This window comes from Streptomyces sp. 8N616 (assembly GCF_052246385.1).
Lineage (GTDB): Bacteria > Actinomycetota > Actinomycetes > Streptomycetales > Streptomycetaceae > Streptomyces.
The window spans coordinates 82330-97685 of the sequence record NZ_JBQQBY010000033.1 but is presented as its reverse complement, the minus strand read 5'-3'; the positions used below and the strand labels follow the sequence as shown (position 1 = coordinate 97685).

At 72.3% G+C, this 15356-nt stretch carries 14 protein-coding genes, 1 tRNA gene and 1 pseudogene; 9 read left to right on the top strand and 7 right to left on the bottom strand.

The features are described 5' to 3' along the window. Positions 1-150: 150 nt before the first annotated feature. Positions 151-224, top strand: a tRNA-Met gene (locus tag ACTWQC_RS26915). Between the two features lie 262 nt (positions 225-486). Here the strand turns inward: ACTWQC_RS26915 and ACTWQC_RS26910 are convergent. Beyond that, positions 487-903, bottom strand: a complete 417-nt coding sequence (locus ACTWQC_RS26910) for a Fur family transcriptional regulator (protein WP_443318387.1) — start codon at positions 901-903, stop codon at positions 487-489. 134 nt (positions 904-1037) lie between these two features. Between ACTWQC_RS26910 and ACTWQC_RS26905 the strand changes: the two genes are divergently transcribed. After that, positions 1038-2504 carry a catalase gene (locus ACTWQC_RS26905; RefSeq protein ID WP_443318386.1) on the top strand — a complete coding sequence of 489 codons (1467 nt, stop codon included), beginning with the start codon at positions 1038-1040 and terminating at the stop codon, positions 2502-2504. Positions 2505-2572: 68 nt separating this feature from the next. Here ACTWQC_RS26905 and ACTWQC_RS26900 read toward each other — a convergent pair whose 3' ends face one another. Next, positions 2573-2974: a CBS domain-containing protein gene (locus ACTWQC_RS26900; protein WP_443318385.1), complete on the bottom strand. Its 402-nt coding sequence runs from the start codon at positions 2972-2974 to the stop codon at positions 2573-2575. Positions 2975-3154: 180 nt separating this feature from the next. After that, on the bottom strand, positions 3155-3955 hold the full coding sequence (gene hisN, locus ACTWQC_RS26895; protein ID WP_443318384.1) for a histidinol-phosphatase: 801 nt from the start codon (positions 3953-3955) through the stop codon (positions 3155-3157). A 151-nt stretch (positions 3956-4106) separates the two neighbouring features. Between hisN and ACTWQC_RS26890 the strand changes: the two genes are divergently transcribed. After that, positions 4107-4829: a TetR/AcrR family transcriptional regulator gene (locus tag ACTWQC_RS26890; RefSeq protein WP_443318383.1), complete on the top strand. Its 723-nt coding sequence runs from the start codon at positions 4107-4109 to the stop codon at positions 4827-4829. Here the strand turns inward: ACTWQC_RS26890 and ACTWQC_RS26885 are convergent. The 4 genes from ACTWQC_RS26885 to ACTWQC_RS26870 form a co-directional block, all read right to left on the bottom strand. Further along, positions 4823-5146: a DMT family transporter gene (locus ACTWQC_RS26885; RefSeq protein ID WP_443318382.1), complete on the bottom strand. Its 324-nt coding sequence runs from the start codon at positions 5144-5146 to the stop codon at positions 4823-4825. The genes ACTWQC_RS26890 and ACTWQC_RS26885 overlap by 7 nt on opposite strands. A 99-nt stretch (positions 5147-5245) precedes the next feature. Further along, on the bottom strand, positions 5246-6253 hold the full coding sequence (gene rsgA / locus ACTWQC_RS26880) for a ribosome small subunit-dependent GTPase A (protein ID WP_443318381.1): 1008 nt from the start codon (positions 6251-6253) through the stop codon (positions 5246-5248). 13 nt (positions 6254-6266) lie between these two features. Continuing rightward, on the bottom strand, positions 6267-7637 hold the full coding sequence (gene aroA / locus ACTWQC_RS26875) for a 3-phosphoshikimate 1-carboxyvinyltransferase (RefSeq protein WP_443318380.1): 1371 nt from the start codon (positions 7635-7637) through the stop codon (positions 6267-6269). Between the two features lie 85 nt (positions 7638-7722). Then, the gene (locus ACTWQC_RS26870) at positions 7723-8436 is read right to left on the bottom strand and encodes a M50 family metallopeptidase (RefSeq protein ID WP_443318379.1); all 714 of its coding nucleotides are present in this window, start codon (positions 8434-8436) and stop codon (positions 7723-7725) included. Between the two features lie 76 nt (positions 8437-8512). Between ACTWQC_RS26870 and ACTWQC_RS26865 the strand changes: the two genes are divergently transcribed. The 6 genes and pseudogenes from ACTWQC_RS26865 (at position 8513) to ACTWQC_RS26840 (ending at position 14949) form a co-directional block, all read left to right on the top strand. Next, on the top strand, positions 8513-9337 hold the full coding sequence (locus tag ACTWQC_RS26865; protein WP_443318378.1) for an SOS response-associated peptidase: 825 nt from the start codon (positions 8513-8515) through the stop codon (positions 9335-9337). Positions 9338-9464: 127 nt separating this feature from the next. Then, entirely contained in the window at positions 9465-10097 is a 633-nt protein-coding gene (locus ACTWQC_RS26860) for an alpha/beta hydrolase family protein (RefSeq protein WP_443318393.1), read from the top strand. A 272-nt stretch (positions 10098-10369) separates the two neighbouring features. Further along, positions 10370-11038 carry a sigma-70 family RNA polymerase sigma factor gene (locus tag ACTWQC_RS26855; protein ID WP_443318392.1) on the top strand — a complete coding sequence of 223 codons (669 nt, stop codon included), beginning with the start codon at positions 10370-10372 and terminating at the stop codon, positions 11036-11038. Beyond that, the gene (gene rsrA / locus ACTWQC_RS26850) at positions 11035-11406 is read left to right on the top strand and encodes a mycothiol system anti-sigma-R factor (protein ID WP_443318377.1); all 372 of its coding nucleotides are present in this window, start codon (positions 11035-11037) and stop codon (positions 11404-11406) included. The genes ACTWQC_RS26855 and rsrA overlap by 4 nt, the downstream gene beginning before the upstream one ends. A 220-nt stretch (positions 11407-11626) precedes the next feature. Continuing rightward, positions 11627-13021: pseudogene (locus tag ACTWQC_RS26845) on the top strand (HD-GYP domain-containing protein); the annotation flags it as partial. Between the two features lie 698 nt (positions 13022-13719). Continuing rightward, positions 13720-14949, top strand: coding sequence for an HD domain-containing protein (locus ACTWQC_RS26840; protein ID WP_443318376.1), 1230 nt, complete (start codon positions 13720-13722; stop codon positions 14947-14949). The last annotated feature ends 407 nt before the right edge of the window (positions 14950-15356 follow it).

The following is a 15356-nucleotide window of genomic DNA, read 5'->3' as shown; positions in this document are numbered from 1 at the left end:
GTGGGTGCGCACCGCCCCGACCGCAGTCGGCGTGAAGCCGTATTCCGGCGTAGCGGCGCCGCCGAGGGGCTTGTCCCGTTCGGAGGCGGAGGGCGCCTCCTGAACGATTTGCGCTGGTCGATCGCGTGCGGCTACAGTTGTCACTACCGACGCGGGGTGGAGCAGCTCGGTAGCTCGCTGGGCTCATAACCCAGAGGTCGCAGGTTCAAATCCTGTCCCCGCTACGAGAGCGAAGGCCCGGATCCTTGAGGATCCGGGCCTTCGGCATGTGGGGTGTGGCTGGCACCAGCGGTGGCACCAACGGGCCATGGCGCCCCACCGCACGGGGCCCCGCGCCCGAAGGACGGTCGAGCGCCCGGGCGCGCATCTCCGCCGGGTACGGGTTCTGGTGCGGATGCCACGCCTGCACGCGATCTGAAGGGTCCGTCAGGTCGCTGAGGGGTTGCGCAGAAGGTGACGTGCGGGCTGTGCGGGTCGTGCTGCCGCTCAGCCGGAGGCGCAGTTCGGGCAGAGCCCGCGGTAGGTGACCTCGACGTCCGAGACGGTGAAGCCGAAGCGCTCCTCGTCGGGCAGGTCTGCGAGCGGGTTGCCGCCGGGGTGGACGTCGCGGACCGTGCCGCACTTCGCGCACACCAGGTGGTGGTGCGGCTGGTGCGCGTTCGGGTCGTACCGCATGGCGCGGCGGTCCGTGCTGACCTCGATCACTTCGCCGAGTGAGACCAGCTCACCCAGCGTGTTGTACACAGTCGCGCGCGAGATCTCGGGCAGGCGCTCGGCGGCGCGCGCATGGACCTCGTCGGCGGTCAGGTGGACGTGGTTCCCATCGAGAACCTCGGCCACGACCCGCCGCTGCGCGGTGAGCCGCCAGCCGCGTTCACGAAGGCGTTCCAGCAGGTCACTCATGACATTCAGCCTAACAGTGGGGAACCCGTGCCACGAACGGGTACGGTCTTCGGTCATTTCTTGACTTGGACTAAGTCCAATGTAGGATCGGTTTCGGTATTAGCCAAGGGACAGACGATACGCAGGAGGCGCACGTGACGGTGCAGGCTGAGACGACAGGCCCGCTGACGACGGAGTCCGGTGCTCCGGTCGCGGACAACCAGAACAGCGAGACCGCAGGCGTCGGCGGCCCGGTCCTGGTCCAGGACCAGCACCTGCTGGAGAAGCTCGCGCACTTCAACCGCGAGCGCATCCCGGAGCGGATCGTGCACGCGCGCGGTGCCGGTGCGTACGGCACGTTCACGGTCACCGCCGATGTGACCAAGTACACCCGCGCGAAGTTCCTCTCCGAGGTCGGCAAGCAGACCGAGGTCTTCCTGCGCTTCTCCACGGTCGCGGGCAACCTGGGCTCGGCGGACGCGGTGCGCGACCCGCGCGGCTTCGCGCTGAAGTTCTACACCGAGGACGGCAACTACGACCTCGTTGGCAACAACACCCCGGTGTTCTTCATCAAGGACGCCATCAAGTTCCCGGACTTCATCCACACCCAGAAGCGCGACCCGTACACCGGCTCCCAGGAGGCGGACAACGTCTGGGACTTCTGGGGTCTCTCGCCCGAGTCGACCCACCAGGTGACCTGGCTGTTCGGTGACCGCGGCATCCCGGCTTCGTACCGCCACCTGAACGGCTACGGCTCGCACACGTTCCAGTGGAACAACGAGGCGGGCGAGGTCTTCTGGGTCAAGTACCACTTCAAGACCGACCAGGGCATCAAGAACCTGACCTCCGAGGAGGCGGCGAAGCTCGCGGGCGAGGACCCGGACAGCCACCAGCGCGACCTGCGCGAGGCCATCGAGCGCGGCGAGTTCCCGAGCTGGACCGTGCAGGTGCAGATCATGCCCGCGGCCGAGGCGGCCGACTACCGCTTCAACCCCTTCGACCTGACCAAGGTCTGGCCGCACGAGGACTACCCGCCGATCGAGATCGGCAAGCTGGAGCTCAACCGCAACCCTCAGAACATCTTCGCCGAGGTCGAGCAGTCGATCTTCTCGCCGGTCCACTTCGTGCCGGGCATCGGCCCGTCCCCGGACAAGATGCTGCAGGGCCGCCTGTTCGCGTACGGCGACGCGCACCGCTACCGCGTCGGGATCAACGCCGACCACCTCCCGGTCAACCGGCCGCACGCCACCGAGGCCCGTACGTACGGGCGTGACGGCCTCCTGTACGACGGCCGCCACGCGGGCGCCAAGAACTACGAGCCGAACAGCTTCGGCGGCCCGGCCCAGACCGGCAGGCCGCTGTGGCAGCCGGTCGACGTCTCCGGCCGGACCGGTGACCACGAGGCGCCCTCGCACGCCGAGGACGACGACTTCGTCCAGGCGGGGAACCTCTACCGCCTGATGTCCGAGGACGAGAAGCAGCGTCTGATCGACAACCTCGCCGGCTTCATCGCCAAGGTCTCGCGCGACGACATCGCCGAGCGGGCCATCGCCAACTTCCGCAAGGCGGACGAGGACTACGGCAAGCGGCTCGAGGCCGCGGTCCAGGCCCTGCGCGGCTGACGGACGCTTGTCGTGGCGAGTGACGAGGGGCCGGATCCCGGTCGGGGGTCCGGCCCCTCGTGCTGCGCTCAGCCCGCCAGTACGGACGGCTGCGGCCGGGCCGGGACCCAGCAGCGGATGATGTCGCGGACCGAGACGACCCCGACCGGTTCGCGGTCGTCGAGGACTATCAGATGGCGGAATGCGCCGCGCGTCATGGCTGCCGCGGCCTCCTCCAGGGTCCACTCCGGGGCGGCGAAGACGACGTCGGTCGTGGTGTGGGCATGGGCGGTCTCCCGGTCGGGGTCCTGGCCCGCGCCCACGGAGTTGAGGATGTCGCGCTCGGTGAGGATGCCGAGGCCGCTGGTGTCGGTGTCGAGGACGACCGCCGCGCCGACCCGCCGCGCGGACATCAGGCGGGCCGCCTGGCGGAGCGTGTGCGTCGGCCCGATGGTGAGGACCACCGTGCTCATGGCGTCACGGACGAGCATGGAATGGAGCCACCTCTCTCGTGATCCAGGTGAGCCGTGAATCCGCGTGCCGCACCAGGCGTGCCGCAGCCACGTGGCACATCTCCACGTGAAGGGATTCACAAGTTCACAAGCTGGGGGACTCTCATGTTCACATGCGCACGGGAGGCCAACAAGAGGGCGTGCGGAGGCTCGTAAGGCTCAGTACCGCTGGTTGAGATACCCCAGCAGCTCGTTGTGCAGCAGGCCGTTGGACGCCGCAGCGTTCGCGCCGCCTGGACCGCGTACGCCGTCCAGGTCGGTGAACTCGCCGCCCGCCTCCTGCACGATGACGGCGTTCGCCGCCATGTCCCACAGGGACAGCTCCGGTTCCGCGCAGATGTCCACCGAACCCTCGGCGACCATCATGTAGGGCCAGAAGTCGCCGTAGCCGCGGGTCCGCCAGCAGGCGCGGGTCAGATCCAGGAACCCGTCCAGCCGGCCCTGCTCCTCCCAGCCGGTCAGCGACGAGTACGCGAACGACGCGTCCTCGATCTTGCTGACCTTGGAGACCCGCAGCCGGGTCGCGGAGGAGAGGCTGCGGCCGGTGTACGCGCCCGCCCCCTGCGCGGCCCACCATCGCCGCCCCAGGGCGGGCGCCGACACCACGCCGACGACCGGCTGGTACCCGCCACCACCCGGCACCATCAGCGAGATCAGCGTGGCCCACACGGGGACCCCGCGGACGTAGTTCTTGGTGCCGTCGATCGGATCGATGATCCAGCGGCGGGGGCCCGCGCCCTCGCTGCCGTACTCCTCGCCCAGTACCGCGTCGCGCGGTCGCGCGCGAGAGAGCGAGGAGCGGATCAACTCCTCAGCGGCCTTGTCGGCCTCACTCACCGGCGTCAGGTCCGGTTTGGTCTCGACCTTGAGGTCGAGCGCCTTGAACCGGTCCATGGTCGCGGCGTCCGCGGCGTCGGCCAGCACATGGGCCAGACGCAGATCATCGTGATAGTCGGGCATGAGCGAACAGTATCCAGCTAGGTTCGGACCTAACACATGGGATGTCCGTACGGGTGTGGTCGTGCTCCGTCAGAGCTATTGACACCCCCATGTGGCGCGTCAATCCTTTTTGCGCAGTGCAGGTCATGTGAGCCGCATGGCCGGGGAGGCGATGGTGCCTACTGCGCGTGAATCCCTGCTGGACGCCGCGTTCGCGGCACTCGCGGGCCGGCCGTGGTCCGGAGTGCGGATGGTCGACGTCGCGGCGGCCGCCGGGGTGTCCAGACAGACGCTCTACAACGAGTTCGGCAGCAAGGACGGGCTGGCCAGAGCCCTGGTCCGGCGTGAGGCCGACGCGTATCTCGCCGGCGTCGACGGCGCCTTGTCCACCGGCGCGGGCGCGGCGAGCCACGGCGCGGACGCGGACGGCGGTGCGGATCCCAGCGGGCGGCTGGCCGCCGTGGCGGACTGGACCGTGCGCAGCGCCCGGCGGAGTCCGTTGCTGAGAGCCGTGCTGACCGGTTTCTGGAGTGAGCGGCTGCCCGTACCCGTACGGGTTGCGGGGCCGTCGCCTTCGTACGTGCCGGCGCAGCGGCGGGCCGACGCCGCGCTGCCCTCGCCCGGCGAACTGCTGCGCCAGGTCCGTGACCGCGCCCTGGCGGTGCTGGAGCGGGAGCGTCCGCAGGAGGAGGCGGAACGGCTGGCCCGCGCGTGCGAGGTCGCCGTGCGGCTGGCGCTGTCGTACGTCGTCGTGCCCGCGGGGGCGGATGATCCCGCCGTGCTCGTGCGGGGCGTTGTCCCCGGTGCTCCCGGTGCTCCCGGTGCCCCGTGTACCCCCGGCGGCGCGTCAGTGGCCGCCGAGATCCGGCAGGCCGTGCTGGTGCGAGGTCAGTGAACGCCGCCTGACAGCTGCAGGCCGATGACGCCCATGATCACCAGCGTGACCGAGATGATCTTCAGCGTGGAGACGACGTCGCCGAGGAAGATCATGCCGTAGAGCGCCGTTCCGGCGGCGCCGATGCCCGTCCACACCGCATACGCAGGACCCACTTCCAGCCTCTTCAGGGCGAGGGTCAGGAGTCCGAAGCTGCCGAGCGCGAAGGCGCAGAACGCGACCGTGGGCCACAGGCGCGTGAAGCCGTGCGAGAGCTTGAGGCCCACCGCGAAACCGACCTCCAGCAGCCCGGCGACGATCACCAGCAGCCACGCCATCCGATGTGCCTCCCCGTCTGCAGCGACCGCCTGGTGCCCTTGTCTGCCTTGGCGCGATTATGCCCTTACCATCCGGAACGGCGGGCAAACGTCAGGAGATCAGTCTCCCTCGCGCCGCTCACGCGTCGCGAGGAGCCGCCGCAGCGAGTAGAGCCGGGCCGGCTCCGCGTGCCCGTCGGCGACCCACTGGTCCAGCGCGCAGTCCTTCTCGTCGTGGCTGCACGCGCGCGGGCAGCCCTCGGTGCCCGGCTCGAGGTCCGGGAAGGCGTGGATGACCCGCGAGGGGTCGATGTGGTTCAGCCCGAACGACCGCACGCCCGGGGTGTCGATGACCCAGCCGTCCCCGTCGGGCAGCGGGAGCGCGAGGGCCGAGGTCGTGGTGTGGCGGCCGCGCCCGGTGACCGGATTGACCACGGCTGTGACCCGCTGGCGGTCCGGGACCAGGGCGTTGACCAGCGTCGTCTTGCCGACGCCAGAGTGCCCGACGAAGGCGGTGACCCGGTCGGTCAGCCGGTCCCGCACCAGCTCCGCGGCGGCGCCGTCGGCCAGCTCCTCCCGGCTGGTCACCACAAACGGCACGCCCAGCGGCTCGTAGGTCTCCAACAGCGGCCGGGCCGGGGCGAGGTCCGACTTGGTGAGTACGAGCAGCGGCTCGAGGCCCGCGTCATAGGCGGCGACCAGACAGCGGTCGATCATGCGGGGCCGGGGCGGCGGGTCGGCGAGGGCGGTGACGATGGCGAGCTGGTCGGCATTGGCGACGACCACCCGTTCGTACGGGTCGTCGTCGTCCGCCGTCCGCCGCAGCACCGACGACCGCTCCTCGACCCGGACGACCCGGGCGAGGGTGTCCTTGCCGCCGGACAGATCACCGACGATGCCGACGCGGTCACCGACCACCACCGCCTTGCGGCCCAGCTCGCGGGCTTTCATCGCGGTGATCGTGCGGCCTTCGACGAGGCAGGTCAGCCGGCCGCGGTCGACGGTCAGGACGAAGCCCTCGGCGGCGTCCTCGTGCTTGGGCCGGATGCTCGTACGCGGCCTGCTGCCCCTGCGTCCTGGCCGGACCCTGACGTCGTCCTCGTCGGTGTGCTTGCCATAGCGGCGCATTGCGGGGCCGCTCTCAGGCTCTCCGCACGGGAATCTGCCCGGACGGCTCGCCGAGCATCGCGGCCCAGAGGTCGGGGAAGTCCGGCAGGGTCTTCGCGGTCGTGGCGACGTTCTCCACCTCGACGCCCTCGACCGCGAGACCGATCACCGCGGCAGCTGTGGCCAGCCGGTGGTCGTCGTACGTGTGGAAGATCCCGCCGTGCAGCGGGCGCGGCCGGATGCGCAGCCCGTCCGCGGTCTCGGTGACGTCCCCGCCCAGCTCGTTGATCTCCTTGGTCAGCGCGGCCAGCCGGTCGGTCTCGTGCAGCCGCAGGTGCGCCACGCCACGCAGCACGGACTCGGACTCGGCCAGCGCCGCGACCGCCGCGATGCCCGGGGTCAGCTCGCCCACGTCGCCGAGGTCGACGTCGATGCCGCGGATGCGGCCGCTGCCGGTGAACGTCAGGCCCGCGTCGGTGAGTTCACACGAACCGCCCATTTCGGTGAAGATCGCGCGCAGCGCGTCACCGGGCTGAGTCGTGCGCTCCGGCCAGTCGGGGATGGTGACCCGGCCGCCGGTGACCAGGGCCGCGGCCAGGAAGGGCTGGGCGTTCGACAGGTCGGGCTCGACGACCAGGTTGCGGCCGAGCAGCGCGCTGGGCTTGACCCGCCAGACGTTCGGCTCGCCGCCGGCCTCGGGGGTGTCCACCTGGGCGCCCGCGACCCGCAGCATGTCCACGGTCATCCGGATGTGCGGGAGGGAGGGCAGGGAGTTGCCGATGTGCCGCACCTCGACGCCCTGGTTGAAGCGCGGGGCCGACAGCAGCAGCGCGCTGACGAACTGCGAGGACGAGGAGGCGTCGATCTCGACGGGGCCGCCGTCCAGCGCCCCGCCGCCGAACACGGTCATCGGCAGAGCGCCGCGGCCGTCGTCGTCGATCCGGGCGCCCAGCGCGCGCAGGGCGTCGATGACGCCGTGCAGCGGGCGCTCGTACGAGCGGGGGTCGCCGTCGAACCGGACCGGCCCGTCGGCCAGGGAGGCGACGGGCGGCAGGAAGCGCATGACGGTGCCGGCGTTGCCGACGCCGACGGTGGCGGGCCCGTGCAGTCCGGCGGGGATGACCCGCCAGGCCTCGCCGCCGTCGGTGCTGCTGCCCGCGCCCGACGTCGTACTGGACACCGTCTCCTCGATGCCGACGCCCAGTGCGCGCAGCCCCTCCGCCATGAGGAGGGTGTCGCGGGAGCGCAGCGGGCGGCGCAGCCAGCCCGGCTCCGAGGAGAGCGCGGCCAGGACGAGGCCGCGGTTGGTGACCGACTTCGATCCGGGCACGGTGACGGTCGCGTCGACGGGGCCCGACGCGAGCGGGGCGGGCCAGAGGGCGGAGTGCACGGGGTTACCGGTCATGGCCCTCACTTTAGTGGTTCACGCCCGGCACAGATCTTGATCAAAAGCGGAGAAACCCCGCCGAAATACTGCAGTGGTAGAGGAGTCACAGTCCGAGAAGCCAGCGCCCTCCGCCGATGAGAGAGCTCAGCGAGACGGCGTGGAAGAGGAACAGCCACAGGGCCGCCGGGACATTCGTGAGCCGCGAGAGCTGGTCGGCGTCGGAGTCCGGCGCCCCTCCGCGGCGGCGCTTGGCCTGCAGCTCGAAGACCGGCCGCACTCCGCCGAGGAGCAGGAACCACACCGCGCCGTAGGCGAAGGCCGCCTGGATGGCGGGCTCCGTCAGCCAGGAGACGAGGAAGAAGGCGGCGCCGGTGACGACGACGGTCAGCACGCCGTACGCGTTCCTGATCATCACCAGCATCGCGACGAGCAGCAGGATCGCGCCCCAGAGGAGCAGGGTGATGTGCCCGGCGACCAGCAGCCAGGCGCCGCCGAGCCCGAGCAGCGGGGGCGCGGTGTAGCCGGCGGCCGCCGTGAGGATCATGCCGATGCCGGTGGGCTTGCCGCGCGAGACGGTCAGTCCCGAGGTGTCCGAGTGCAGCCGTATGCCATCCAGGCGGCGGCCGCTGAGCAGGGCGACGAGGCCGTGGCCGCCCTCGTGTGCGATCGTCACGGCGTTGCGGCTCAGCCGCCAGGCGGTCTGCGGCACGACGGCCGCGAGCGCGAAGACCGCTGTCACGGCCACCAGCCAGACGGAGGGGTCCGGCTGGGTCCCTATGACGCGGTCCCACAGATCGCCGATGCTCGTGCTGTCCATGGACGGGCGGCTCCCTCATGACGTGTACGGGTGCGGACGTGTCGCTCGGTACGGGCGTCGTGGCAGTGTTGCACTCATGTGCGGTCGATACTCAGCGAGTCGGCGGCCCGAGGATCTGGTCGGGCTGTTCCACGTGGCGAAATGGGAGCCCGAGGAGACCCTCGCCCCGGACTGGAACGTCGCCCCGACGAAGGACGTGTACGCGGTCCTGGAGCGCCCGGACCGGGAGTCGGAGAGCCCGGATCCGGTGCGTCAGCTGCGCATGCTGCGGTGGGGGCTCGTTCCGTCCTGGGCCAAGTCGCCCGAGGTCGGGGCGAAGATGATCAATGCCAGGGCCGAGTCGCTGCACGAGAAGTCGTCCTTCCGCAAGGCCTTCGCCGCGCGGCGCTGCCTGCTGCCCGCCGACGGCTACTACGAGTGGGTCACCGGGAAGTCCGAGCGCGACCTCGAGGAGCGGGGGAAGCGGAAGCGGGCGCGGAAGCAGCCGTACTTCGTGACGCCGGCCGACGGGTCGGTGATGGCCATGGCGGGCCTGTACGAGTTCTGGCGGGACCGGACGCTGCCGGGGGAGCACCCCCGGGCCTGGTGGGTGACCTGCACGGTCGTCACGACGGAGGCGGAGACGACGCCGCTGGCCGGGGCGCCGGCGGCAGGCGGGGACGGGCCGCGGGCGCTCGCGGAGATCCACCCGCGGATGCCGCTGGTCCTGCCGGAGGACCGGTGGGCGGCATGGCTCGACCCGGCGCGGACGGATCCGGACGATCTGCGCTCGCTGCTGGCGCCGCCGCCGGCCGGGATGATGCGGGCATATCCCGTCTCGACGGACGTCAGCAACGTCCGTAACAACGGCCCGGAGCTGCTGAAGGAACTCGAGGCCCCGGAGGAGGGCACGCTCTTCTGACGCCCGCGGGTCTGCTTTTCGGCGCGCTTCCGACGCCTGCTTCCGAGGCCTGACGGGCGGGACCCTGCCCCCACGCGGGCGTGCCCGCGCGGCGGGCCGGGCCTCGGCGCGGCAGGATGGTGGCGTGATCGAGACCCAGGTTGTTTCCACTCCGGCGGGCGACGCGCGGATCACCTGGTGCCGGGGCGCCAGAACGGCGCGGCTCGTGCTGGCCATGAGCCACGGCGCCGGCGGCGGCATCGAGGCCCGTGACCTCCAGGCGCTGGCCGCCACCCTCCCCGCACACGGCGTGGCCGTCGCGCTCGTCGAGCAGCCCTGGCGGGTCGCGGGCAAGAAGGTCGCCCCCGCCCCCAAGGCCCTCGACGCGGCCTGGACCGCGCTCTGGCCCGCCCTGGAGAAGCCGGGGCTCCCGGTCGTCGCGGGCGGCCGCAGCGCGGGCGCGCGCGTCGCCTGCCGTACGGCGCGCGACCTCGGCGCACAGGCCGTGCTCGCGCTCTCCTTCCCGCTGCACCCCCCGGGCAGGCCCGAGAAGTCCCGCGCCGACGAGCTGACCGGCGCAGGCGTGCCCATCCTCGTCGTCCAGGGCGGGCGCGACCCCTTCGGCCGCCCCGAGGAGTTCCCGTCAGGCACCCGGATCGTCGAGGTGCCGTACGGGGATCACGGCTTCGCCGTCCCCAAGGCCTTGGGCCCCACGCAGGAGGAGGCCCTCGCAGTGATCACCGATGCCGTCGCCGAGTGGCTGGACTCGATCTCCGTCTGATGCCCGCCGAGATCGCTCCGACCGTCGGGAATGCGCCGGGGACCGATGGCGTTGTGGGGGATGTCCGTACGTAGGCACCGCAAGGCACAGCAGAGGGAGTCTCCCGCATGGGTTCGATCCAATGCCCGCCCCGTCCGCAGGCCGCCCAGGCTGTGTGGTCGCAGATGGCGGTGGCGCAGCCTGCCCTCCAAGGAGCGGCGGGCGGAGTGGATCGTCGTCTATCCTCCGATTCGAGCGGATCCGCTTTCGGGTCCGTGGACGCGTTGGAGGAGGTGGGTCCGGTCACTGGTACCGAGGCAGGGACCGACGACGGCCAGCCGCATGAGACGGCCGCCGAGCGCAACGCGCGCTTCGAGCGGGATGCCCTGGGCTTCCTCGACCAGATGTACTCCGCCGCGCTGCGCATGACGCGCAACCCTGCGGACGCCGAGGACCTCGTGCAGGAGACGTACGCCAAGGCGTACGGCTCGTTCCACCAGTTCCGCGAGGGCACCAACCTGAAGGCGTGGCTGTACCGGATCCTGACGAACACCTTCATCAACTCCTACCGCAAGAAGCAGCGCGAGCCGCAGCGCAGCGCCACGGAGGAGATCGAGGACTGGCAGCTCGCGCGCGCCGAGTCGCACATGTCGACCGGGCTGCGCTCCGCCGAGTCGCAGGCGCTCGACCACCTGCCCGACTCGGACGTGAAGGCGGCGCTGCAGGCGATCCCCGAGGAGTTCCGGATAGCGGTCTACCTCGCGGACGTTGAGGGCTTTGCGTACAAGGAGATCGCGGACATCATGGGTACACCCATCGGTACGGTGATGTCGCGGCTGCACCGCGGTCGCCGCCAACTGCGCGGTCTGCTCGAGGACTACGCCCTGGAACGCGGGCTGGTCCCTGCGGGCGCGGGCGCTGCGTCGACCGAGTCGCACGATCGGAAAGGCGCGGGATCATGAGCTGCGGAGATCCGCACGAGACGGACTGCTCGGAGGTCCTCGACCACCTCTACGAGTTTCTCGACCGTGAGATGCCCGCAGGCGAGGCCGACAAGTTCAAGGAGCACTTCGACGAGTGCTCGCCGTGCCTCGAGAAGTACGGCCTCGAGCAGGCCGTGAAGAAGCTCGTGAAGCGCTGCTGCGGCCATGACGACGTGCCCACCGACCTCCGGTCCAAGGTGATGGGCAGGATCGAGCTCATCAGGTCGGGTGAGGCCGTGCCCGAACAGACCGTGATGGAGCAGGCGGTGGCCGACCAGCAGGCGGCCCGGCAGGCGCAGGACGCCGACGTGTCCGCGCGAGCCACGCGCACGGCCGAGTCTGCCTGACCGCGGCAGCCCTCACCGAGGGCACGCAGAGACCCTGGCGCGCAATAGTCCTGCCGGGCCCCTCTTCCTGTCATGTCACCCGTAGGTGCGAATCGGGACTCGTCGGACCCCTTTATACGCCGATGGGCCTACCCCGGCGCGGACGCGGCCCTATTCTCCCCTTCCTGACGCGTGCGTCGATAAAGAGATCAGCGCGCAGCGAGCAGGGGGAGGACATGCCATGCGAGGTGTGCCGCCGGGGGCTCGCGCGTACATCCTGTGCGCCGTGCTCGCCACCGTTGCGTGCGCCGGACCCGCTTTGCGACCCGGCGCCGGGACCCCCTGGGGGGCCGTCCTTCTGCTCGCCCTGCTGTACGCCGGGTGCGAGCAGCTGACCCGGATCCCCTTCATGGGGCACCGGGCGCCCACCGGCATGGGCTCCTTCGTCCCCGTCCTGCTCGCCGGGGCCTATCTGCTGCCGCCGGCCGCGGCGGCGCTCGTGGCTCTGCCCGGCGCCCTCGTCGGCCGCGTCGAGCAGCAGCCGGCGTGGCCGCGGCGGGTGTGGCACGCTGCCCGGTTCGCGCTCGCCTCGTACGCCGCGGCGCACGCGTTCAGCGGCGGGAGCTTCACCGAGGGCGGCCGGAACGCCGTCTCCGCCGCCGACTTCCCATACGCCCTTCTGCCCGCGGCCGCCGGCGCCGTCACCTTCTGCCTGGTCCTCGCCGCCCTCGACGGCGGGATCCTCGTGACCGCCGAGCGCTGCTCGCCCCGTACCGCCTGGCGCGGACTGGCGCTGCGCTCGCTCGCGCCGCACCTCGTGCACGGCCTGGCCGGGCTGATGATGGCGGTGCTGTGGCGCAGTCCGTACGGGCCGGTCGCCGCGCTGCTTGTGCTGCTGCCGATGTACGTCTCCTGCTGGATCTTCGCGCTGTACCACCGCGAGCGTGCAGCGCACCAGGCCACCATCCGCGCCCTCGTCCAGGCCGTCGACATCAAGGACCGCTACACGCGCGGCCACAGCGAGCGCGTCGGGCGCGCCTCGGTCATGATCGCCCGCGAACTCGGCATGGACGACGACCGGATCGAGGTGCTGCGCTTCGCGGGCATCCTGCACGACGTCGGCAAGCTGGGCGTCCCGACGCGGCTGCTGCGCAAGGACGGGCCGCTCACCCCGGAGGAGCGGCGGATCATCGAGCTCCACCCGGAGTACGGGCACGAGATGGTGCGCGGCATCGGCTTCCTGGGGGAGGCGCGGGCGGCGATCCTGCACCACCACGAGAGGCTGGACGGGCGCGGCTATCCGTACGGGCTGTCGGGCGGGCGGATCCCGGAGTGTGCGCGCGTGGTGGCGGTCGCCGACGCCTTCGACGCGATGACGTCGACGCGGTCGTACCGGCGGGCGCGGCCGGTGCCCGTGGCCGTCGAGGAGCTACGGCGGTGCATGGGGGCGCAGTTCGACCCGCGCATGGTGCTGGCGCTGGCCCGCGCGATCGACCGGCACGGCTGGCGCCCGGGCGTCACCGCGGACGCTCCGGAGGCCGTCGACCTCAGCGGAAACGTCCCGCCACCGGAGCGCGGGGCGGCCCCACGCCCGGGGCCGGCCGGGTACGCACCTCCCGCCGTGGGGGAACCGGCCACCGGCTCCGCGCGCGTGCCGGACCCGGCGCTCGGCACGCCCCCGGCCGGGCACGCGTTCGGGCACGCGGGCGCGCGCGGGCCGGGATCCCCGTCCCCCGCGCGGCTTTCGGCAGGGCCTGGAGGCATACCCGCTTCCGGCCCGGAGCCGGATGCCCCGGCGGGGCAGCGCGCGGGGCTTCCCGGCGGTTCGGCTGCCGGGCGGTCCGACCGGGGAGGTCCCGCATGACGAGCGGCTCCGCCTCCGAGCGCCCACCGCGCAGGCCACCCGGTGCGCCGGACGCGCGGGTTGCCCCGCTTGCGGACGGCACTGACGGCATCCCCGGCGCCCGCGCGCGTGCCGCCGGACCGGCGGCTGGCGGGTCCCCTTCGGCAGCGGACGATGCGGGAGCAGAGGGGCGCATCCCTGGACCGGCGGGGGTCGGGGGCCCGCTGGGAAAGGGCCATGGGCCCGCCGACGCGGGTGTCAGCGGACCCATGGACGCAAGGGCCGCGATGGACGCCATGGCCGGGGCAGACGCGCCGGGCCCTGGCGCGGCGGCGGCCACGTCTGGGTCGGCAGAGGGGCATGAGGCCGCAGCGGAGGGCGCCGCCGGTGGCGGGGCGGTGGCCCGGTGGGAGCCCGGCGGCAGCGGTGGGCACGCGACGCACGCGCATGGGCGGCATCGGGCTCCGCACGGGCGGCGGGGACACGCGCGCGTGCCCTGGGTCGTGGTGGGAGTGCGGGTCGTCGCCGCCGGGGTGGGGGGCGCCGGTTTCGGGTGGACGCTGTGGCACGGCGTCGACGAGCCGGGGACCGCGCTCGCCTTCGGGGTGCTCATCGCCGTCGGCGAGCTCGTCCGCGGGGGGCCCGACGGCCGCGAGGCCGCGCCGCTCGCCGCCGCCGGAGCCCTCGCGTACGCGCTGCTCGGGGAGATCGCGGGGCACCCCGCGACGCACGGCGTTCCCCAGGTCGTCACCGTCGTCGGCGCCGCCGCCCTGGCCGGCACCGCCCCGCACGTCGCTTTCGGCCGCGCCCCCATTCTCGACCACCTCGCCCGCCGCGTGCTGACGGCCGGCTTCGCGGCCACCTGCTTCCAACCCCTCTATGGGTCCGGCGCGTTGGACGAGTGGCTCGGCCAAGGCCCGTACTACGCCGTCCTGCTGCTCCTGCTCCTCACCCTCACCTGCCTCTGCGACGCCGTCCTCGGCGCCGCGCTCGCCCGCGCCCGCACCGGCTGGCCGTACGGCCCGCTGCTCCGCGACGAGCTGCGCGCCCTGCTCGGCGTCGGGTCCGCGATCTGCGCGACCGGCGTGGTCATCGCCCTCGCCATGGCCGTTGCCGGGCTCTGGGCGCTTCCGGTGTTCTGCGTGCCCCTGCTGCTCACGCAGTTCTCCTTCCGCCGCTACGCCGCCGTACGGGCCACCTACCGCCAGACCATCGCCTCGCTCGCCCGCGCCACCGAGATCGCCGGCTACACGCCCACCGGTCACGCCCGCCGGGTCGCCGCGCTCAGCCGGGCCGTCGGCCGCGAGCTGGGCCTGTCGGAGCCCGACCTGACCGTGCTGGAGTACGCGGCGCTGATGCACGACATCGGCCAGCTCTCCCTCGTCGACCCGGTTCCGGCGGGCGCCACCGAGCCGCTGCCCGCCGAGGAGCAGCGCCGGATCGCCCTGCTCGGCGGCGCGGTCGTACGGCAGACCGGGGTGCCCGCCGAGGTCGCCGTGGTCGTCGAGCGGCAGGCCGACCCGTACCGGGAGCAGCCGCTCTCGGCCCGGATCGTCCGCACCGTCAACGCCTTCGACGACCTCGCGGGCTGCGGCGGGGGCCTCGGCGGTCCGCTCTGTGCGCTCGAGCGGCTCCGGCTCGGCACCGCCAGGGACTACGAGCCGCGGGTCGTGGAGGCGCTGGCGCGGGTGCTCGCGCGCGGTGGCGGCCCGCCGTCGTGAATCCGGCGGGAATCCACCGGCGAAGCCCGGCCGTCAACCGTGCCCGCAGCGCCGGCCGTGCATCCAGCCCGCAGCGGGCCGTGAACCGAGCCGCGAGCCCGCCCGCAAGCAGCGCCGTACGTGCCGCAGCGGCGCTTCGACCAGCGGCACCCAGCAGGTAACAGCCGTCCCTGAAGCCGCAGAACCCGTGGGTAATGAGCGGACGCTGAGACGGGCATGGTTGGATGCGAGGAGAGGGGGTTCGGAGTTCGCCCGGGCGGCAAGGAGCAGTGGTGAGCGTCGGGATCCAGGCTGAGATGACGGGCAATCTGTGGCAGGTTGTCCTCAAGGAGGGCGACGCGGGGTACGTCGTACTGGAGGGGCACGTCCTGGCCGTCATCGGCTGACCCACACAGGGCGCACACCAA